Genomic DNA, 18,766 nt, shown 5'->3' with positions numbered 1-18,766 from the left:
CACGAACTTTCACGCGCGCAGGACGTCGTCGGCCGGCGCCGTGGTGCCCCAGTGCTTGCAGCCCGGACACTGCCAGAACATCTGCTTCGGCGTGAAGCCGCAGTGACTGCACTGATACTTCGGCGTGGCCTCCATCAGCCTGAGCAAGGCCTTGCGGAGACTGGCCGCGGGCCGCCCGAGCCCCGAGTCGATCAGGTTGGGCTGGCGCTCGAGCGCTTCCAGGAACTCCGCGAGCACCGCGCGGCTCGGCCGGCTTTCGAGCCCCTGCACGAGGTGGTCCAGCGGATCGACGCCGGTTTCGGCCAGCAATCGCGCCTCGGCGACGAACGGCAGGCTGCTCGACGACATCTCCTTGGCATCCTTCAGGAACAACAGGAAACCGTCACGGTCGCCGTTGGCCGCGAAACAGCGCTGCAGAGGCTCGATCACGTCGGGCAGAAAACGCGGATCGTGCTCGAAGGCCTTCAGGTAGGCGCGCGCCGCCGCGGCGTGATCGCCGGCGGCTTCGCGCAGTTCGCCGAGCATCAGGTGCGCGCGCACGCAGGTGCGGTCCTCGCCCAGCGCCTGCTGCACCAGCCGGATCGCTTCATCCGTGCGCTTCTCGCGCCGCGCCTCCTCGGCCAGCTCACAGAAGTACTGCGCGATCGCGGCGCTCTGCGACTCGCCCTTGACGGCCTGCAGGCGCCGCGCCGCCTCGATGGCCGGCCGCCATTCACGGGCCTGCTCGTGGATCGTCCGGATCGCCTCGGCTGCTTCGACGGCGTAGGCCCCTTGCCCCGCCAGCTCGGTGAACAGCTGTTCGGCGCGATCCATCACACCTGCGGACATGTAGTCCTGCGCCAGCTCGTAGCGCGCCCGCAGCTGCACGGCCGGCGCCAGGCCGCCGCGCGTGGCCAGCGCTTCGTGCACCCGCAGCGCCCGATCGACCTCGCCACGCTTGCGGAACATGCGGCCCAGCTGCAGATGCAGTTCGGCTGTCGAGGGGTCGAGTTCGGCTGCAGTATTGAGCGCCGCGATGGCCTGATCGGGATCGTCGGACGCGATCTGGCCGATCAGTCCACCGAGCTGCTCGCCGCTGATCGCCGTCACGGCCGGCGACCGACGCCGGGCCAGCGCCCAGCCGAGCGCCATGCCCAGCGGCAGCAGCAACCACGAAAACAACGGATCAAGCACCGTGAGTCAGGGAATGCGGCAGCCGACCTTCGCAGATCATTGGCTGGCGCCGGTTTCGGTCGTCACGGGCAGATTGCGCAGGTTGCGCAGCTCGATCTCGAGCTCGCGGAGCTGGCGCGCGCTGCGCCGCAGCTCGAGACGCAGGCTGAGGAGGCGCGCACCGACCACGAGCAAGGCGACCACGACGCCTGCGCAGAACGCAAGGATCAGGACGGCGATCAAGGGCAGCTCCAGGACGCCGACCAGATAATCGAAGTGGACGGGCTGTGCGTTGAAATACCCGATCGCCGCACCCAGCACCAGCACCAGGATCAACCCGCCCATCAGCACGATGCGCGACATGTCGAGGCTCAGTCCGCGCTGCCGGTCACGGGCATCGGCGCGGCGGGGGACGCACTGTCACTGAGGTTGACCCGTTCGCGCATCTCCTTGCCCGGCTTGAAATGCGGCACGCGCTTGGGCGGGATGGTCACCGGCGCACCGGTCTTCGGATTGCGCCCGACGCGCGCCGGCCGGTGATGCAGCGAAAAGCTGCCGAAGCCCCGGATCTCGACCCGCTCGTCGCGTGCCAGTGCGTTGCTGATCTGGTCGAGCACCAGCTTCACCGCCAGTTCCACGTCCTTGTACATCAGGTGCGACTGGCGGTTGGCCAGCCGCTCGATCAATTCCGACTTGGTCATGGCGCTAGGCGCTGAGTATTCGTATCAGCTTGAACGATAAAGAAAAAAAGAGGGCCGCGCAAGCGCGGCCCCCGATCTGGATAGCGCACTCCGGGCGCCGCGCCCGGACCGGTATCAGTTGTTGCCTCCGCCCATCTGTTCCTTGAGCAGATCGCCCAGGCTGGTCTTGCCAGTGGCGGCATTGCGGCTGTACTCGGCCACCGCCTCCTGCTCTTCCTGGATCTCCTTTTCGCGGACCGACAGCTGGATCGTGCGGTTCTTGCGATCGACACCGACGAAGCGCGCCTCGAGCGTGTCGCCTTCCTTGATCACCTTGGTCGCGTCCTCGACGCGCTCGCGGGCCAGGTCGTTGGCACGGATGTAGCCCTCGACCCCGTTGCCCAGGTCGATCACGGCGCCGCGCGGCTCGACCGAACGCACGATCCCCTTGACCACCGCACCCTTGGCATTGCGGGCGATGAACTCGGCCAGCGGGTCGGCACCGACCTGCTTGACGCCCAGCGAGATGCGCTCACGCGCGGCGTCGATCGCCAGCACCACGGCATCGAGTTCCTGACCCTTCTGGTAGCGACGGACCGCGACTTCGCCCGGCTCGTTCCAGTCGAGATCCGACAGGTGCACGAGGCCGTCGATACCGCCGTCCAGTCCGATGAAGATGCCGAAGTCGGTGATCGACTTGATCGCACCGTGCACGCGGTCGCCCTTCTGGTGGTTCTGCGCGAACTCCTCCCAGGGGTTCGGGCGGCACTGCTTCATGCCCAGCGAGATGCGGCGGCGCTCGCCGTCGATGTCGAGGATCATCACCTCGACCTCGTCGCCGACCTGCACGACCTTCGCCGGATTGACGTTCTTGTTGGTCCAGTCCATCTCCGAGACGTGCACCAGGCCTTCGACACCGGGCTCGATCTCGACGAAAGCGCCGTAATCGGTGATGTTGGTGACCTTGCCGAACAGGCGGGTCTTGTCCGGGTAGCGACGCTCGATATCGACCCACGGATCGGCACCCAGCTGCTTGAGGCCCAGCGAGACGCGACGGCGCTCGCGGTCGTACTTGAGCACCTTGACGTCGATTTCCTGGCCGACCGTCACGACCTCGCTCGGGTCCTTGACGCGCTTCCAGGTCATGTCGGTGATGTGCAGCAGGCCGTCGATGCCGCCGAGATCGACGAAGGCGCCGTACTCGACCAGGTTCTTGACGACGCCGCGCAGCACCACGCCTTCCTGCAGGTTGGCGAGCAGCGTGTCGCGCTCGGCGCTGTACTCGGCCTCGAGCACTTCACGACGCGAGACCACCACGTTGTTGCGCAGCTTGTCGAGCTTGATGACCTTGAACTCGAGCGGCTTGCCTTCGAGGTAGGCCGTGTCGCGCACCGGACGCACGTCCACCAGCGAGCCGGGCAGGAACGCGCGGACCGAACCGATATCGACCGTGAAGCCGCCCTTGACCTTGCCGGTGATCGTGCCGACCACCGTCTCCTTGTTCTCGAACGCCTTGCCCAGGCGCTCCCAGGTCTTGATGCGCTCGGCTTTTTCCTTGGAGAACTTGGTTTCGCCGAAGCCGTCCTCGACAGTTTCCAGCGCCACTTCCACGTCATCGCCGGCCGCGACCTTGAGTTCGCCGTCGATCATGAACTCCTGGATCGGAATCACGCCCTCCGACTTCAGGCCCGCATCGACGATCACGACATCGGGTTTGACCTCCAGCACCTTGGCGTTGACGATGGTGCCGGACTGCATGGACTGGCCACTCTTGAGGCTGGCCTCAAACAACTCAGCGAAACTTTCGCTCATCTAATCACTCGAAAAGTTGAACATCCCCTCGCGTCCTGCTCGGGGGCCCGTCAAAAGGAAACCGCCGGCTGCACATCCCTGTGGAGCCGGACCTGTCTTGTCTTGGAGACGCACGCTACGCCAAGCGGTGCCGCTGCAGCAGCGCTTCCACCTTCGACAGCACGTCTTGGGGGGAAAGCCCTGTCGTATCAACCACTTCCGCATCATCGGCCGGCTTGAGCGGCGCAATGGCGCGGTTGCGGTCGCGCTCGTCGCGGGCGCGAATCTCCTCGCAAAGGGGCGCGAGTGTAGCCTTTATCCCTTTTTCGCTCAACTGCTTGAGCCGGCGCAGCGCGCGTTCCTCGGGACTCGCGTCCATGAAGATCTTGAGGACCGCGTCGGGGAACACGATCGTGCCCATGTCGCGGCCATCCGCGATCAATCCCGGTGCACGGCGGAAATCCTTCTGCCGCTGCAGCAGCGCGGCACGCACCGCCGGCGCCGCGGCGATCAGCGACGCGAGCGCGCCGGTCGATTCTTTGCGCACGTCGTGGGTCCAGTCCTCGCCGCCGACCAGGATCGCCTCGTCGTCCTCGGTCATCCCCGCGAAGCGGATGTCGAGCGCCGGTGCCAGCGCTGCGACGGCGCCCGCGTCATGCAGGTCGATCCCGCGCCGGTGCGCAGCCAGGGCGAGAATGCGATAGAGCGCGCCGCTGTCGAGCCGGTGCCAGCCCGGCAGGCGCTGTGCCAGCCAGCGCGTCACCAGCCCCTTGCCGACGCCGCTGGGACCGTCCACGGTGACGACCGGCGTCGCGGGTCCGCGATGCGTGAGACCTGAGTCCTGGGGCGTGGACGGCCGGGCCATGTCAGGTCGAGGTCAGTGCAGCCAGCTGCGCGAAGTAATCCGGGAAGGTCTTGGAGACGCAGCCGGGGTCGTTGATGCGGACGTTCACGCCACCGCAGGCAACCAGAGAGAAACTCATCGCCATGCGATGGTCGTCGTAGGTGTCGATGCTCGCCGCACGCAGCACGGTCGGCGGTTCGATGCGCAGGTAGTCGGCACCGACCTCGACGCGCGCGCCCACCTTGGTCAGCTCCGTCGCCATCGCTGCGATGCGGTCGGTCTCCTTGACGCGCCAGCTGCCGATGTTGCGCAGCACGCTCGGTCCGTCGGCGAACAACGCGATCACTGCCGCGGTCATCGCCGCGTCCGGAATGTGGTTGAAGTCGGCGTCGATCGCACGTGGACGGAAGCCCGCGGCGAGTCCGATCGAGCGCGCCTCGGTCCAGTCATCACCCTGCGCGATCTCGGCGCCCATCGCCGTGAGCACCTCGGCGAAGCGCACGTCGCCCTGCAGGCTGCTGCGACCCATGCCGAGCACGCGCACCGGCCCGCCGGCGAGTGCGCCGAGCGCCAGGAAGTATGATGCCGACGAGGCATCGCCTTCCACGGCGAATACGCCCGGCGAGCAATAGCGCGCACCGGCGGCGACGGTGTAGCGCGGGGCGCCCGATGCACCTGCACCGCGTTCCACTTCGACACCGAAGCGCCGCATCAGCGCGATGCTCAGGTCGATGTACGGACGTGAGATCAGCTCGCCCTCGACCTGCACGGTCAGCGGCTGCTCGCGCGCCAGCAGAGGTGCCGCCTGCAGGATGCCGGTCAGGAACTGGCTGGACGCGTCGCCGCGCACGCGCACCGGCTGCGCCACGCGCGGCAGCGCAGGCTCGATCAGCAGTGGCGGAAAACGTTCACGCTCCAGGTAAGTGATGCGCGCGCCTAGCGGCCGCAGTGCATCGACGAGATCACCGATCGGCCGCTCGTGCATGCGCGGCACGCCCGACAGCCGGTAACGGCCGTCCATGAAACACAGCACCGCGACCAGCGTGCGGATCGACAATCCGGAGTTGCCGACGAAAATCTGCGCCTCGCGCAGCGGAAAACGCGCCGCTCCGCGCACACACAGACCCGCCTCACCTTCATCGTGCAGTGGCACCCCGCAGGCGCGCAGGGCTTCGCGCATCACGCGCGTGTCGTCGGAATCGAGCAGACCGGTCAGCCGCGTCTCGCCTTGTGCAAGACTGGCCAGCAGCAGCGCGCGGATCGATACGCTCTTGGAACCCGGCAGCCGCAAGGTACCGCGCGCCCCGCGGATCGGCGCCAGGTCCAGAAAGGGCGGCATCGCTACGCTCATTCGATCTGCGCGAGATAGCGTTCGCGTGCCGCGCGCGCCCGCTCGAACAGCCGCTTCAGATCATCCCAGCGCGACTCGCGCATCATCGTCCGGATCTGCCGCAGCTCGTCGATCTGCCGGTCGAGCAGGCTGCCAACGGCCGCGGCATTGGCGCGCACGATGTCGTGCCACATCTGCGGCGAACTCGACGCGATGCGCGTGAAGTCGCGGAAACCGCCGCCGGCATTGGAGAAGATGTCGTGGTCCCGATCGAGCTGCGCCAGCATATCGACGAAGCTGTATGCGAGCACATGCGGCAGATGTGAGGTCGCGGCGAAGATCGCGTCATGACGGCGCGCGTCCATCTCGACCACCCGCGCGCCGACCGCCTCCCACAGACGGGTGACCAGCGCCTGTGCGGTCCTGTCCTGCTGCGCATGTGGCGTGACGATCACACGATGCCGGCGGAACAGGTCCGGCTGCGAATGGGCAACGCCACTCTTCTCGGTGCCGGCGATCGGATGCGCCGCGACGAACCGTGGCGGCAGCTTGCCGCAGACGCGTTCGACGTCATCGAGCACCGACTGCTTGGTGCTGCCGACGTCGGTGACGATCACGTCCGCCTTGAGCGCCGGCAGACACGCGCGCAGCGCCTCGGCGGTGTGCAGGACCGGCACGGCCAGCACCACGACGTCCGCGTCGCCCACCGCCGCGGCCGCGGTGTCGTGCACGTGATCGACGACGCGCAATCGCTGGGCCGCGTCGCGCTGTGCCGGATCGGGATCGTAACCGGCGATCGGGCCGGCGGCGCCGGCCTCGCGCAAGGCTCGCGCCAGCGAACCGCCGATCAGTCCCAGGCCGATGATCGCCAGACGCGGCGCACTCATCCCCGCAGAACCTCCTTCAGCGCACCCAGGAAACGATCGTTCTCGGCGACGGTGCCGACGGTCACGCGCAGGAAATTCGGCAGGCCGTAGGAACCCATCGGCCGCACGATCACGCCGCGTTCGAGCAGACCCTGGTGGATGGGCTGGGCATCGCGGTGGAAATCCACGGTGACGAAATTCGCCTGCGATGGCAGAACGCCCAGGCCGAGCGCCCGCAGCTCGCGCGTCAGGCGCGCACGTTCGCGCGCGTTCAGTTCCACCGACTGGGCGACGTGCGCCTGGTCGTCCAGGGCCACCTCGGCGGCGAGCAGCGCGAGACTGTTGTTGTTGAACGGCTGGCGCACGCGGTTGAGCAGATCGGCCACGTCCGGATGCGAGAACGCATAGCCGACGCGCAGCCCGGCGAGCCCGTACACCTTCGAGAACGTGCGCGCGACGAGCAGGTTCGGGAACTGGTCGAGCCAGCGTCGCGTATCGGGACGCAGTGCCGGGTCCTGATACTCGAAATAGGCCTCGTCGAGCGCGACGATGACGTCCGGCGGAACCTGGCGCAGGAAGTCCTCGATCGCCTGCGGCTCCAGCCAGGTGCCGGTCGGGTTGTTCGGATTGGCGACGAACACCAGCGCCACATCCGGCCGGCCGCGCAGCACGCGCGCGAACGCGGCCATGTCGTGCCCGTAAGGCATCGGATCCTCAGCCGGCCTGGCCGGCACGACGACACTCTCGGCCGACTGCGCCTGGGCAGCGAGTGGGTACACCGCGAAGGCGTACTCCGAAAACATCACCGCACGGCCGGGTCCGGCATAGACGCGCGCGAGAAATTCCAGGATGTCGTTGGAACCATTACCCAGCGTGATGCGTTCCGGCGCGATGTCGAACATCCGCGCCAGCTTCTGCTTGAGCCGATGACCGCTGCCGTCCGGATACAGCGCCAGATTCTGGCTGGCCACGGCCTCGGCCAGTGCCGCCCGGACCTTCGGGCTCATGCCCAGCGGGTTTTCGTTCGACGCGAGCTTGATCGCGCTCTTGACGCCCAGGCGCCGCTGCAGTTCGTCGATCGGCATGCCCGGCGTATAGGGCTCGATGCCGAGGATGCCCGGCGCGGCGTGCGTGTGGAGTGTCTGTCCCATTGCGATCCCGAAAGAATCAGACGACGGCCCGGGGATACGAACCCAGAATCTTGAAAAATCCGGCCGCGGCGCTGACCTCGTCCAGCGCCTTGCGGACTGCCGGCGTCGCGGCGTGGCCGACGAAGTCGATGAAGAAGTAGTAATCCTGCACCGCCGAGCCGCGCACCGGGCGTGACTCGATGCGCGTCATGTCGAGACCCGCGTTGGCCAGCGGCTGCAACAGCTTCAGCAGCGAGCCCGGCTGGTTGCGATGTCCGGACAGCACGATCGACGTGATGTCCTGCCCGGTCGGCGCCGGATCCTGCTTGCCCAGCACCAGGAACCGCGTGGTGTTGTTGGGATCGTCCTCGATGTTCGAGGCCAGGATGTTGAGCGCGTTGATGCGGCCAGCCTGAAGGCTGGCGATCGCTGCGACGCCCACACCTTCGGCGCGGGCCTGCGCGGCCGCCTGGCCGTTGCTGGAGACGGTCTCCCGGATCGCCTTGGGCAGTTTGGCGTCGAGCCACTTGCGGCACTGTGCGAACGACTGGGGGTGCGAGTAAACCTTGGTCACCTTGTCCAGATCGGTTCCGGCCGACAGCAGGTGGTGGTGCACGGGCAGCATGACTTCGCCGCAGATGCGCAGCTTGGTGAACACCAGTTCGTCGAGCGTGTGGCTGACGACACCGCCGGTCGAATTCTCGACGGGCACGACGCCGTAGTCCGCGGCGCCGCTTTCGACGTCGCGGAAGATCTCGTCGATCGCGTGCATCGGCCGCGCGCGCACGCTGTCACCGAAGTGCTTGAGCACGGCGGCCTGCGTATAGGTGCCTTCGGGGCCCAGGTACGCGACGGTCAGCGGCGACTCCAGCGACAGGCAGGCCGACATGATCTCGCGCATCAACCGCGCGATCGCCTCGTCGGTCAGCGGCCCGCCGTTGGCCTGATTGCGCGCGATCACCGCGCGCAGCACTTCGGCCTCGCGCGCCGGACGATAGTGATCGCCCGTGTCGCCCATGCGCTGCTTGATGTGCGCGATCGCCTGCGCGATACGCGCACGCTGCGAGATCAGCGACTGGATCTGTTCGTCCAGCGCATCGATCTGCTGGCGTGCCTGGGCCAGTTCGTTCTGCGTCATGGATGGATCGGAAATGGCTGGGAGCGCGATTGTACGCAGTTTTGCACCGCACCCCCGCCCGCGTTCGACTGCAGGAGGAATGACACCGAGTCACTCCCCCTGCCGTTCCGAACGGTGTCAGCGCGCCGAGATCACCCGCACCGCGAGCACGCCCTGGATCGCACGGATCTCCGCAGCCGCATCCTCCGACACCGGCGAATCGACATCGACGATCGTGTAGGCCAGATCACCGCGCGACTTGTTGAGCAGGTCGGCGATGTTGAGCGTGCGCTTGGCCAGCGCCGTGGAGATCTGGCCGACCATGTTGGGCACGTTCTCGTTGACGATGCACAGCCGGGTCTTGCCCGGCAGCAGCGGCAGTACGGCCTCGGGAAAGTTCACCGAGTTGCGGATGTTGCCGGCTTCGAGGAACTCGCGCAGCTGGTCGGCGACCATCACCGCGCAGTTGTCCTCAGCCTCGATCGTGGACGCACCCAGGTGCGGCGTGGCGATGACACGCGGGTGGCCCTTGAGCGCGTTGGACGGGAAATCGCAGACGTAGGCGTGCAGCTTGCCATCGTTGAGCGCCTCGATCACCGCAGTCTCATCGACGATCGCCTCGCGCGCGAAGTTGAGCACCACACCCTGCTTCTTCATCAGCTTGATGCGCTCGGCATTGACGAGCTTGCGCGTCGCGTCGAGCAGCGGCACGTGCACCGAAACGAACTGCGACTTCGACATCAGGTCGTCCACCGACAGCGCCTGGCGCACGCCGGAGTTGAGCTGCCAGGCATTCTGCACGGTCATCGCGGGGTCATAGCCGTACACCGTCATCCCCAGTTCCAGCGCCGCATTGGCCACCTTGACGCCGATCGCGCCCAGGCCGATGACACCGAGCGTGCGTCCCGGCAGCTCGAAACCGACGAACTTCTTCTTGCCGTTCTCGACCGCCTCGTGCATCGCCTTGTCGTCGCCGTCGAGCTTCTTCACGAAGTCCAGTGACTGCGGGATGTTGCGCGCTGCGAGGAACAGTCCGGCCAGAACCAGTTCCTTGACCGCATTGGCGTTCGCGCCCGGCGCATTGAACACCGGCACGCCGCGCTTGGACATCGCGGCCACCGGGATGTTGTTGGTGCCCGCGCCGGCGCGGCCGATCGCCTTGACCGTGGCCGGAATGTCGAGCTTGTGCATGTCCGCCGAGCGCACCAGGATCGCGTCTGGATGCGCGATCTCGGACGCGATCTCGTAGTTCTCGCGCGGCAGGCGCTCGAGACCGTTGATGGAGATGTTGTTGAGGGTCAGGATCTTGAACATGGATGAATACCGGGAACCGAGAATGGGGAGTCGGGAATCGTAAAAGCGGGTTCTGGGCAGGTCTTGACGATTCCCCATTCCCGATTCCCGATTCCCGTCGTTTCAACCGCGCGTGCGCGCAAATTCCTTCATGTAATCGACCAGCGCCTGCACGCCTTCGAGCGTCATCGCGTTGTAGATCGACGCACGCATACCGCCGACCGAGCGGTGACCTTTCAGGCCGGACAGGCCGGCCGCCTTCGCGCCCTTGAGGAAATCGGCGTCCAGTTCGGCATTGGCCAGCGTGAACGGCACGTTCATGCGCGACCGATGTTCCTTCCGGACCGGGTTGCGATAGAACGACTGCGAGTCGATGTAGTCGTACAGCAGCGCCGCCTTGCGCGCATTGCGCTCACCCACCGCCTGCAGCCCGCCGTTGTCCTTGATCCACTTGAACACGAGGCCCGACACGTACCACGCGAAGCACGGCGGCGTGTTGAGCATCGACTCGTTGTCGGCCATCTGCTTGTAATCGAAGATGCCCGGCGTCGTCGGCAGCGCCTGGCCGATCAGGTCCTCGCGCACGATGACGATCGTGATGCCCGACGGACCGATGTTCTTCTGCGCGCCGGCGTAGATCAGGCCGTACCTGGTGACGTCGATCGGGCGCGACAGGATGTTCGAGGACATGTCGGCGACCAGCGGCACGCCGTGCGTGTCCGGCTCCTGATGAAACTCGACGCCGTGGATCGTCTCGTTGGGCGTGATGTGCACGTAGGCTGCATCCGGGTCGAGCTTCCAGCCCGCCGGATCCGGGATGTGCGTGAACTTGTCGGCCTCGCTCGACGCCGCGATGTTGACCTTGGCGTACTTGCCGGCCTCTTTCGCCGCCTTCTTGCCCCAGTCGCCGGTCAGCACGTAATCGACGCCGGCCCTGCCGCGCAGCAGGTTCATCGGCACGTAAGTGAACTGGCCGGTCGCGCCGCCCTGCAGGAACAGCACCTTGTAGTTGGCTGGGATGTGGGCGATCTCGCGCAAGGTCTTCTCGGCGTCCTGCGCGATGCTCATGAACTCCTTGTCGCGGTGCGACATCTCCATCACCGACATGCCCGAGCCCTGCCAGTCGAGCAGTTCGGCCTGAACCTGCTGAAGCACGCTGAGCGGCAGCGTCGCAGGGCCGGCGCTGAAGTTGATAATTCTTTTCATGTCAGCCTCTTGGGTTGAAAAGCGAAAGTGGGGAATGATGTCCTGTCACGACCAGCGTTCGACGTCCAGATTCGGCACCGCGGCGAACGCCTGGGCGCGGTCGGTGACCAGCACCAGCTGATGCGCGAGCGCGGTGGCCGCCTGCAGCAGGTCGAGCGCCGCGAGCTTGTCACCGGCCGCCTGCAGGTAGGCGCCGAGATTCACCGCCTGCTGCGCCTCTGCCGCGCCGAAGTCGAGCACCTTCACCGCCGACAGGAACTCCTTCAGCAGCCTGCCGTAGCGCGCCTGGCCGCGCGGCTGCAGCCGCAGCGCCGTTTCCGCCTCCATGCGCGCGACCACCGACACCGCCACCTCGGTCGGCTTGAGCTGCGCGAGGCGCAGCACCACCGGCAACCGGCCCTTGACGGCCGCCGCCAGCATGTCCGAATCGAGCAGGTACTTCACCACCGGACCTCGGTCTCGGCCGGGATCGCTGCGCGCCAGGCCTGGAAGTCCAGCGTGTCCTCGGTCAGTTCCGGCGCCGGGTTGCGGAAGTGCGCACGCAGCGCATCGGGCCAGTCGCGTTCCTCGTTGCGCGCCAGCCATTCCTGCACCGCGGTCACGATGATGCGGTTGCGTGTCATACCCGAGCGCTCCACCGCCTGGTTCAGGCGCGCGAGCGTCGCTTCGTCGAAATGCACGCTGAAATTCATACGCGTAGTCTCACCTAACAGGTCATGTTAGTCAATTAGCCGATCAAAAGGCCGTGGATCCGCAGACTCCACGGCCCGGACGGCCGGCGCGACGCCCGACTACTCGGATTCGGACTCGGGCGCCGCCGCCAATTCACTCCCGTCCACATCCTCGCCCACGATGCGATCGACGCCGACCAGGCGGTCGTTTTCGCCCGGCCGCATCAGGCGCACGCCCTGGGTGTTGCGGCCCATGCTGCGCACGTCGCTGGTCTTGAAGCGGATCAGGATGCCTGCTTCGGAGATCAGCATCACCTCGTCGCTCTCGCCGACCGCGACCGCGCCGATCAGGCGTCCGGTCTTGTCGGACAGGGCTTGCGCGATGACGCCCTGGCCACCCCGGCCGCGGCGCGGGAACTGATCGACCGCCGTGCGCTTGCCGTAGCCCAGTTCCGAGACGGTGAGGATGTCGGCACCGTTGGCGACGATCAGCGCGATCACGCGCGCCCCTTCTGCGGCGGTGTCGGCACCCTCGTCGATCGACTCGTCGGCGACGGACTCCTCGCTCTCGTCCTCGGAGCCGGCGAACGCCTTGAGCAGGCGCATGCCGCGCACGCCGGTGGCACCGCGGCCCATGCTGCGCACGTCGCCCTCGTGAAAGCGGATCGCGCGACCGGCATCCGAGATCAGGATCACGTCGTTGTCGCCGTTGGTCAGCGCCACGCCGACCAGTTCGTCATCGACGCGCAGATCGACGGCGATGATGCCGTTCGCCCGCACGTTCTGGAACGCGGTCAGCTCGGTCTTCTTCACCGTGCCGCGACGCGTGACCATGAACACGTAGGGGATCTGGCCCGGCGCGGTCGCGTTCGGCGGCGGCTGGTCGAAAGCCTTGATCGGCAGCACCGCGTTGATCTTCTCGCGCTCTTCCAGCGGCAGCAGGTTGTTGAACGGCTTGCCGCGCGAACCGCGCGAACCCGACGGCAGCTCGAACACACGCAGCTTGTAGCACTTGCCCTGACTGGAGAAGCACAACAGCGTGTCGTGCGAGTGCGCAACCCACAGGCGATCGACGAAATCCTCGTCCTTGGTGGTCGCCGCCAGCTTGCCGCGCCCGCCGCGGCGCTGCGCCTGGTACTCGTCCAGCGGCACGGCCTTGACATAGCCTTCGTGCGAGAGCGTCACCACCATGTCCTGCGGCGGGATCAGATCCTCGCGCGCCATGTTCAGGGCGGCGTCGGTGATCTCGGTGCGGCGTGCGTCGCCGTACTGTTCCTTGATTTCGAGCAACTCGGCGCGGATCACCGCCAGCAGCCGCGCTTCCGAGCCGAGGATGTCGAGGTAATCGAGGATGCTGTCCAGCAGCTCCTTGAACTCGTCGTGGATTTTGTCCTGCTCCAAACCGGTCAGGCGGTGCAGACGCAGATCGAGAATCGCCTGGGCCTGGGCTTCCGACAGGCGGTAGCCGCCATCGACGATGCCGAACTCGGCGGCCAGATCCTGCGGCCGCGACGCATCGCTGCCCGCGCGTTCCAGCATCGCGCTGACCGGCCCGGGTGACCACAGCCGCGCCATCAGTCCCGCCTTCGCTTCGGCCGGACTGGGGCTGCGCTTGATCAGCTCGATGATCTCGTCGATGTTGGCGAGCGCGACCGACAGGCCTTCCAACACGTGGGCGCGTTCGCGCGCCTTGCGCAGCAGATAGCGCGTGCGTCGCGTCACCACCTCACGGCGATGGCGCACGAAGATTTCGAGCAGCTGTTTGAGCGACAGCAGGCGCGGCTGGCCGCCGTCGAGCGCGACCATGTTGAGATTGAAGCTGTCCTGCAGCTGCGTGTGCTGGAACAGGTTGTTGAGCACGACCTCGGCATTCTCGCCGCGGCGCAGTTCGATCACGACGCGCGTGCCGTCCTTGTCCGATTCGTCGCGCAGCTCGGTGATGCCCTCGATGCGCTTGTCCTTGACCAGCTCGGCGATCTTTTCCAGCAGCCGCGCCTTGTTCACCTGGTACGGCAACTCGGTGACGATGATCGCCTGCTTGTCGCTGCCGATGTCCTCGAAATGCGTGCGCGAGCGGATGACGATGCGGCCACGCCCGGTGGCGTAGGCATCGACCAGGCCATGCGCGTCGAGCAGCAGGCCCGCTGTCGGAAAATCCGGCGCCGGGATGTGCTGCATCAGCTCGCGCAGCTCGATGTCCGGCTTGTCGATCAGCGCGACGCAGCCGTCGATCACTTCCGAGAGATTGTGCGGCGGGATGTTGGTCGCCATGCCCACCGCGATGCCGGAGCTGCCGTTGACCAGCAGCTGCGGGATGCGCGTCGGCAGCACGCTCGGCTCGGTTTCCGAGCCGTCATAGTTCGGCTGGAAATCGACCGTTTCCTTGTCGATGTCGGCGAGCAGCTCGTGCGCGAGCCGCGCCATGCGCACTTCGGTGTAACGCATCGCCGCCGGCGCGTCGCCATCGACCGAACCGAAGTTGCCCTGGCCGTCGATGAGCACGTAGCGCATCGAGAAGTCCTGGGCCATGCGCACCATCGTGTCGTACACGGCGGAGTCGCCGTGCGGGTGGTACTTACCGATGACGTCGCCGACGATGCGCGCCGATTTCTTGTACGGCTTGTTGTAGTCGTTGCCCAGTTCCTTCATCGCGTAGAGCACGCGACGGTGCACGGGCTTGAGGCCGTCACGCGCGTCCGGCAACGCGCGGCCGACGATCACGCTCATCGCGTAATCGAGGTAACTGCGCCGCATCTCGTCTTCGAGATTGACGCTGAGGACTTCCTTGGCGAAATCGGTCATGGCAGGTACCCGCCGGCGCGCCTGAAGCGGCCGGCTCTCGGTCGAACAATCGAGCGGATCGCGGGTCCGGAGAGGCCCGTCTATTTGTCGATAAATCTTAACACGGACCGACCCTTGCCCGGGTCTTTTAGCCCAGCAGCGCCGCGACCGTGTCGCGGGTCGGCGCCAACACCACGCCGCGCTCGCAGACCAGGGCGTCGATCAGCTCGGCCGGGGTCACGTCGAACACGGGATTGAAGGCATCGTAGTTCTGCGGCGCGACCGGCTGCCCGCGGAAGCCGGTCAGCTCGGATGCCGGACGCTCCTCGATCGGAATCTCGGCGCCGCTGCGGCAGCGCAGGTCGAAGGTGCCGCTGGGCGCGACGACCATGAACTTCACGCCGTGACGCCGTGCCGCCACGGCCAGCGCGTAGGTGCCGATCTTGTTCGCGGTGTCGCCGTTCGCGGCGATGCGGTCGGCGCCGACGATCACCCAGTCGATCTTCTCGCACGACATCAGGTGCGCGGCCGCGCCGTCGGCAATCAGGCGCGCCGGGATGCGCTCCTGCTGCAGCTCCCAGGCGGTCAGCCGCGCGCCCTGCAGCCACGGCCGCGTCTCGGTGTTGTAAACCATCGCGATGCGATGGCGCGCGTGCGCGCTGCGGATCACGCCCAGCGCCGTGCCATGCCCGCCGGTCGCCAGCGCGCCGGTATTGCAATGCGTGATCACGCGCGCGCCGGATGGCAGCAATTCGGCGCCGAGTTCACCCATGCGCAGGTTCTGCGCCAGGTCTTCCTCGTGGATGCGCACCGCCTCCGCTTCGAGGCTGGCGACGTCACGCCGCGTCAGCCAGACGCCGCGCATGCGCTCCAGCGCCCAGCGCAGGTTCACCGCCGTCGGCCGCGAGGCCGCCAGCATCTCGAAGGCGCGGTCGAAGTCGTCGGGCTGTGCACGCACCGCCAGCACCAGTCCGTAAGCGGCTGCGATGCCGATCGCCGGCGCGCCGCGCACCGCCATCGCGTGAATCGCCTCGCCCACCTCGCCCGCCGTGCGGCAATCGAGATAGCGCTCTTCCTGCGGCAGCACGCGCTGGTCGAGCAGGCGCAGCGAATCGGACAGCCAGGCGACGGGGCGGACGACGGATGACATGCAGGGGCTCGGCTAGAATGCGAGCCCGCATTGTACGTTTGGCCGCCCTCACCATGATGACCGTCGACCTGCTGGTCGCACCGCGCTGGCTGGTTCCGATCGTGCCCGCCGGCACGGTGCTCGAACAACACGCGCTGGTCGTCGATGCCGGCCGCATCCTCGATGTGCTGCCGCTGGCCGAGGCGCGCAGCCGCTATGCGCCGCGCGAGACGCTGGCGCTGGAACGGCACGCACTGATGCCGGGTCTGGTCAACGCGCACACGCACGCGGCGATGAGCCTGCTGCGCGGCGTCGCCGACGACCTGCCGCTGATGGACTGGCTGCAGAACCACATCTGGCCGGCCGAGGGCACGCACGTCGGCGAACGCTTCTGCGAGGACGGCGCGCGCCTGGCCTTCGCCGAGATGATCCGCGGCGGCACGACCTGCGTGAACGACATGTACTTCTTCCCGGACGCCAGCGCGCGTGTCGCCGTCGAGGCGGGGCTGCGTGCCACGGTCGGCCTGATCGCGATCGACTTCCCCAGCGCCTGGGCGAAATCCGCCGACGAGTACATCCACAAGGGCCTCGAACTGCACGACGCGCTCAAGCACGAACCGCGGGTGCGCACAGTCTTCGCCCCGCACGCGCCCTACACCGTGTCCGATGCGCCGCTGCTGAAAATCCGCCAGTACGCCAACGAACTGGGCATCGGCATCCACATGCACGTCCACGAGACCGCCGGCGAGGTGGCGATGGCGGTGCAGGCCAGCGGCAAGCGGCCGTGGCAGCGCCTGCGCGAACTGGACCTGCTCGGACCGGATTTCATCGCCGTGCACATGACCCAGCTGACCGACGAGGAGATCGCGCAGGTCGCCGAGTTCGGCGTGCACGTCGCGCACTGCCCGGAGTCGAACCTCAAGCTCGCCAGCGGCTTCGCGCCGGTCGGCAGTCTGATCAGCGCCGGCGCCAACGTCGCGATCGGCACCGATGGCGCGGCCAGCAACAACGACCTCGACCTGCTCGGCGAGATGCGCACGGCGGCGCTGCTGGCCAAGGCCGTCGCCGCCGACGCCCGTGCCGTACCCGCGGCGACGGCGCTGCACATGGCGACGCTGGGCGGCGCGCGCGCGCTGGGCCTGGATGCGGAGATCGGCAGCCTCACTGCAGGCAAGTCCGCGGACTTCATCGCGGTCGATCTATCGGCCGCCAACACCCAGCCGGTGTACCACGTGCTGTCGCAGCTCGTCTATGCCGCTGGACGCGAGCAGGTCAGCGACGTGTACGTCGCCGGCAAGGCGCTGATGCGGGAGCGCCAGCTCATGACGCTCGACGAGACCGCCATCCTCGCGCGTGCCGAGGAATGGCGCAGGAAAATCGCACCGTGACCAATGTAGATGACCAGGAGATCGCCCACTTCGACCGGCTCGCCGCACGCTGGTGGGACCCGCAGGGCGAGATGCAGGCGCTGCACGCGATCAACGGCCCGCGCACCCGCTATGTCGAACGCTGCGCCGGCGGCCTGCGCGGCAAGTCTGCCGTCGATGTCGGCTGTGGCGGCGGCATCCTGACCGAGGCCCTGGCCGAGGCGGGCGCGCAGGCGCTGGGCATCGACCTGGCCGGCGAGGCGCTGGACGTCGCGCGCGCCCATGCGCGGCAGAAGGGTCTGGCCCTCGAGTACCGTCGGATCGCCGTCGAGGAACTGGCGGCGGAGCGGCCCGAATCCTTCGACGTGGTGTGCTGCATGGAGATGCTGGAGCACGTGCCCGATCCGGCATCGGTCGTCGCCGCGTGCGCGCGACTCGCCCGCCCGGGCGGCACGCTGGTGTTCTCCACGATCAACCGCAATCCCAAGTCCTTCGCGCTGATGATCGTCGGCGCCGAGTACCTGACCGGCCTGGTGCCGCGCGGTACGCACCAGTACGAGAAGTTCATCCGCCCGTCGGAGCTGGGCGACTGGGCGCGCGCAGCGGGCCTGGACATCGTCGGCCTCAAGGGCCTGCGCTACAACCCGCTGCTGCGCAGCGCGACGCTTGCCGACGACGTCGATGTGAATTACCTGATGCACTGCCAGAAACCGTGAACCGGGAATCCGTCATTGCGCCTCGCTGGCAGGGCACGGCGATACGGGCGGTGCTGTTCGATCTGGACGGCACGCTGGTCGATACCGCGCCCGACCTGGGCGCCGCCGCCAACGTCGTGCGCGAGCGCGCCGGACTGGCACCGCTGCCGCTGGCCGAGTACCGCAGCCATGCGTCGGCCGGCGCGCGCGGCCTGATCGGCAAGGCACTGGGCATCGGTCCCGAGCACCCGGACTACCCGGCACACCGCGAGCTGTTCCTCACTCACTACCGCGCACACATCGCCGAGCGCTCGCGCCTGTTCGATGGCATCGACACCCTCCTGCGGCGCATCGAATCCGGCGACCGGCGCTGGGGCGTGGTCACCAACAAGCCGTCCTGGTTGACGCGGCCGCTGCTCGACGCACTGGACCTCAGTGCACGCTGTGCGTGCTCGGTCAGCGCCGACGAGGTCGCCCAGGCCAAACCCGCGCCGGACAGCCTGCTGCGCGCCTGCGCCCTGCTCGGGCTCGAACCATCGGCCTGCGTCTATGTCGGCGACGACGAACGCGACATCGTCGCCGGCCGTGCCGCCGGCATACCGACGATCGCGGCGGCCTGGGGCTATCTGGGCAATGGCGCGGCGATCTCCGACTGGGGCGCCGACGCGATCGTCGAAACGCCCAACACCCTGACCGAACTGCTCCACGCCTGAT

The 18,766-nt window shown here is 67.4% G+C and carries 18 protein-coding genes; 3 read left to right on the top strand and 15 right to left on the bottom strand.

Going from position 1 to position 18,766, the window contains the following annotated elements; all coding sequences use genetic code 11:
* Positions 1-9: 9 nt before the first annotated feature.
* The 15 genes from AAG565_RS02330 to mtnA all read right to left on the bottom strand — a co-directional run bounded on the left by AAG565_RS02330 (position 10) and on the right by mtnA (position 16,011).
* A complete protein-coding gene (locus tag AAG565_RS02330) occupies positions 10-1,173 on the bottom strand; it encodes a tetratricopeptide repeat protein (protein WP_348817932.1) in 1,164 nt (387 codons plus the stop codon).
* Between the two features lie 36 nt (positions 1,174-1,209).
* Complete coding sequence (locus AAG565_RS02325) at positions 1,210-1,515, bottom strand: lipopolysaccharide assembly protein LapA domain-containing protein (protein ID WP_348817931.1); 306 nt, start codon at positions 1,513-1,515, stop codon at positions 1,210-1,212.
* Between the two features lie 8 nt (positions 1,516-1,523).
* Positions 1,524-1,853 carry an integration host factor subunit beta gene (locus tag AAG565_RS02320; RefSeq protein WP_348817930.1) on the bottom strand — a complete coding sequence of 110 codons (330 nt, stop codon included), beginning with the start codon at positions 1,851-1,853 and terminating at the stop codon, positions 1,524-1,526.
* A 114-nt stretch (positions 1,854-1,967) separates the two neighbouring features.
* The gene (rpsA, locus tag AAG565_RS02315; protein ID WP_348817929.1) at positions 1,968-3,644 is read right to left on the bottom strand and encodes a 30S ribosomal protein S1; all 1,677 of its coding nucleotides are present in this window, start codon (positions 3,642-3,644) and stop codon (positions 1,968-1,970) included.
* A 115-nt stretch (positions 3,645-3,759) separates the two neighbouring features.
* Positions 3,760-4,488 carry a (d)CMP kinase gene (gene cmk / locus AAG565_RS02310; RefSeq protein ID WP_348817928.1) on the bottom strand — a complete coding sequence of 243 codons (729 nt, stop codon included), beginning with the start codon at positions 4,486-4,488 and terminating at the stop codon, positions 3,760-3,762.
* Position 4,489: 1 nt separating this feature from the next.
* The gene (aroA, locus tag AAG565_RS02305; protein ID WP_348817927.1) at positions 4,490-5,806 is read right to left on the bottom strand and encodes a 3-phosphoshikimate 1-carboxyvinyltransferase; all 1,317 of its coding nucleotides are present in this window, start codon (positions 5,804-5,806) and stop codon (positions 4,490-4,492) included.
* 8 nt (positions 5,807-5,814) lie between these two features.
* Positions 5,815-6,684 carry a prephenate dehydrogenase/arogenate dehydrogenase family protein gene (locus AAG565_RS02300; protein ID WP_348817926.1) on the bottom strand — a complete coding sequence of 290 codons (870 nt, stop codon included), beginning with the start codon at positions 6,682-6,684 and terminating at the stop codon, positions 5,815-5,817.
* A complete protein-coding gene (gene hisC, locus AAG565_RS02295; RefSeq protein ID WP_348817925.1) occupies positions 6,681-7,814 on the bottom strand; it encodes a histidinol-phosphate transaminase in 1,134 nt (377 codons plus the stop codon). The genes AAG565_RS02300 and hisC overlap by 4 nt, the downstream gene beginning before the upstream one ends.
* Positions 7,815-7,830: 16 nt before the next feature.
* Complete coding sequence (gene pheA, locus AAG565_RS02290) at positions 7,831-8,931, bottom strand: prephenate dehydratase (RefSeq protein WP_348817924.1); 1,101 nt, start codon at positions 8,929-8,931, stop codon at positions 7,831-7,833.
* A 117-nt stretch (positions 8,932-9,048) separates the two neighbouring features.
* Positions 9,049-10,224 (bottom strand): phosphoglycerate dehydrogenase, encoded by a 1,176-nt coding sequence (locus AAG565_RS02285; protein WP_348817923.1) that lies wholly within the window; start codon positions 10,222-10,224, stop codon positions 9,049-9,051.
* 102 nt (positions 10,225-10,326) lie between these two features.
* Positions 10,327-11,409 (bottom strand): 3-phosphoserine/phosphohydroxythreonine transaminase, encoded by a 1,083-nt coding sequence (serC, locus tag AAG565_RS02280; RefSeq protein WP_348817922.1) that lies wholly within the window; start codon positions 11,407-11,409, stop codon positions 10,327-10,329.
* Positions 11,410-11,454: 45 nt separating this feature from the next.
* Positions 11,455-11,853: a PIN domain-containing protein gene (locus tag AAG565_RS02275; protein WP_348817921.1), complete on the bottom strand. Its 399-nt coding sequence runs from the start codon at positions 11,851-11,853 to the stop codon at positions 11,455-11,457.
* Positions 11,850-12,101: a ribbon-helix-helix protein, CopG family gene (locus AAG565_RS02270; protein ID WP_348817920.1), complete on the bottom strand. Its 252-nt coding sequence runs from the start codon at positions 12,099-12,101 to the stop codon at positions 11,850-11,852. The genes AAG565_RS02275 and AAG565_RS02270 overlap by 4 nt, the downstream gene beginning before the upstream one ends.
* 99 nt (positions 12,102-12,200) lie before the next feature.
* Positions 12,201-14,882 (bottom strand): DNA gyrase subunit A, encoded by a 2,682-nt coding sequence (gene gyrA, locus AAG565_RS02265; protein ID WP_348817919.1) that lies wholly within the window; start codon positions 14,880-14,882, stop codon positions 12,201-12,203.
* A gap of 127 nt (positions 14,883-15,009) precedes the next feature.
* Complete coding sequence (mtnA, locus tag AAG565_RS02260) at positions 15,010-16,011, bottom strand: S-methyl-5-thioribose-1-phosphate isomerase (protein ID WP_348817918.1); 1,002 nt, start codon at positions 16,009-16,011, stop codon at positions 15,010-15,012.
* A 53-nt stretch (positions 16,012-16,064) separates the two neighbouring features.
* On the opposite strand from mtnA, the gene AAG565_RS02255 reads away from it, so the two are divergent.
* Genes AAG565_RS02255 through gph form a run of 3 tightly spaced genes read left to right on the top strand, consistent with a single transcriptional unit; the run spans position 16,065 to position 18,765 of the window.
* A complete protein-coding gene (locus AAG565_RS02255) occupies positions 16,065-17,378 on the top strand; it encodes a TRZ/ATZ family hydrolase (RefSeq protein ID WP_348817917.1) in 1,314 nt (437 codons plus the stop codon).
* The gene (ubiG, locus tag AAG565_RS02250) at positions 17,375-18,073 is read left to right on the top strand and encodes a bifunctional 2-polyprenyl-6-hydroxyphenol methylase/3-demethylubiquinol 3-O-methyltransferase UbiG (RefSeq protein WP_348817916.1); all 699 of its coding nucleotides are present in this window, start codon (positions 17,375-17,377) and stop codon (positions 18,071-18,073) included. Before AAG565_RS02255 ends, ubiG begins: the two co-directional genes overlap by 4 nt.
* A complete protein-coding gene (gph, locus tag AAG565_RS02245) occupies positions 18,070-18,765 on the top strand; it encodes a phosphoglycolate phosphatase (RefSeq protein WP_348817915.1) in 696 nt (231 codons plus the stop codon). Before ubiG ends, gph begins: the two co-directional genes overlap by 4 nt.
* Position 18,766 lies beyond the last annotated feature (1 nt).

This window comes from Fontimonas sp. SYSU GA230001 (assembly GCF_040066175.1).
In the GTDB taxonomy this organism is placed as follows: domain Bacteria; phylum Pseudomonadota; class Gammaproteobacteria; order Nevskiales; family Nevskiaceae; genus Solimonas.
Note: the sequence above shows the minus strand (reverse complement) of the source record. Positions and strands in the feature narration are given on the sequence as shown.

Bases quoted from the DNA above. Each gene is read 5' to 3' on its own strand.
- AAG565_RS02270 (WP_348817920.1), bottom strand. From the start codon at position 12,101: ATGAATTTCAGCGTGCATTTCGACGAAGCGACGCTCGCGCGCCTGAAC.
- AAG565_RS02285 (WP_348817923.1), bottom strand. From the start codon at position 10,224: ATGTTCAAGATCCTGACCCTCAACAACATCTCCATCAACGGTCTCGAG.
- cmk (WP_348817928.1), bottom strand. From the start codon at position 4,488: ATGGCCCGGCCGTCCACGCCCCAGGACTCAGGTCTCACGCATCGCGGA.
- AAG565_RS02300 (WP_348817926.1), bottom strand. From the start codon at position 6,684: ATGAGTGCGCCGCGTCTGGCGATCATCGGCCTGGGACTGATCGGCGGT.
- AAG565_RS02255 (WP_348817917.1), top strand. From the start codon at position 16,065: ATGATGACCGTCGACCTGCTGGTCGCACCGCGCTGGCTGGTTCCGATC.
- AAG565_RS02325 (WP_348817931.1), bottom strand. From the start codon at position 1,515: ATGTCGCGCATCGTGCTGATGGGCGGGTTGATCCTGGTGCTGGTGCTG.
- pheA (WP_348817924.1), bottom strand. From the start codon at position 8,931: ATGACGCAGAACGAACTGGCCCAGGCACGCCAGCAGATCGATGCGCTG.
- rpsA (WP_348817929.1), bottom strand. From the start codon at position 3,644: ATGAGCGAAAGTTTCGCTGAGTTGTTTGAGGCCAGCCTCAAGAGTGGC.
- serC (WP_348817922.1), bottom strand. From the start codon at position 11,409: ATGAAAAGAATTATCAACTTCAGCGCCGGCCCTGCGACGCTGCCGCTC.
- aroA (WP_348817927.1), bottom strand. From the start codon at position 5,806: ATGCCGCCCTTTCTGGACCTGGCGCCGATCCGCGGGGCGCGCGGTACC.
- hisC (WP_348817925.1), bottom strand. From the start codon at position 7,814: ATGGGACAGACACTCCACACGCACGCCGCGCCGGGCATCCTCGGCATC.
- AAG565_RS02320 (WP_348817930.1), bottom strand. From the start codon at position 1,853: ATGACCAAGTCGGAATTGATCGAGCGGCTGGCCAACCGCCAGTCGCAC.
- mtnA (WP_348817918.1), bottom strand. From the start codon at position 16,011: ATGTCATCCGTCGTCCGCCCCGTCGCCTGGCTGTCCGATTCGCTGCGC.
- gyrA (WP_348817919.1), bottom strand. From the start codon at position 14,882: ATGACCGATTTCGCCAAGGAAGTCCTCAGCGTCAATCTCGAAGACGAG.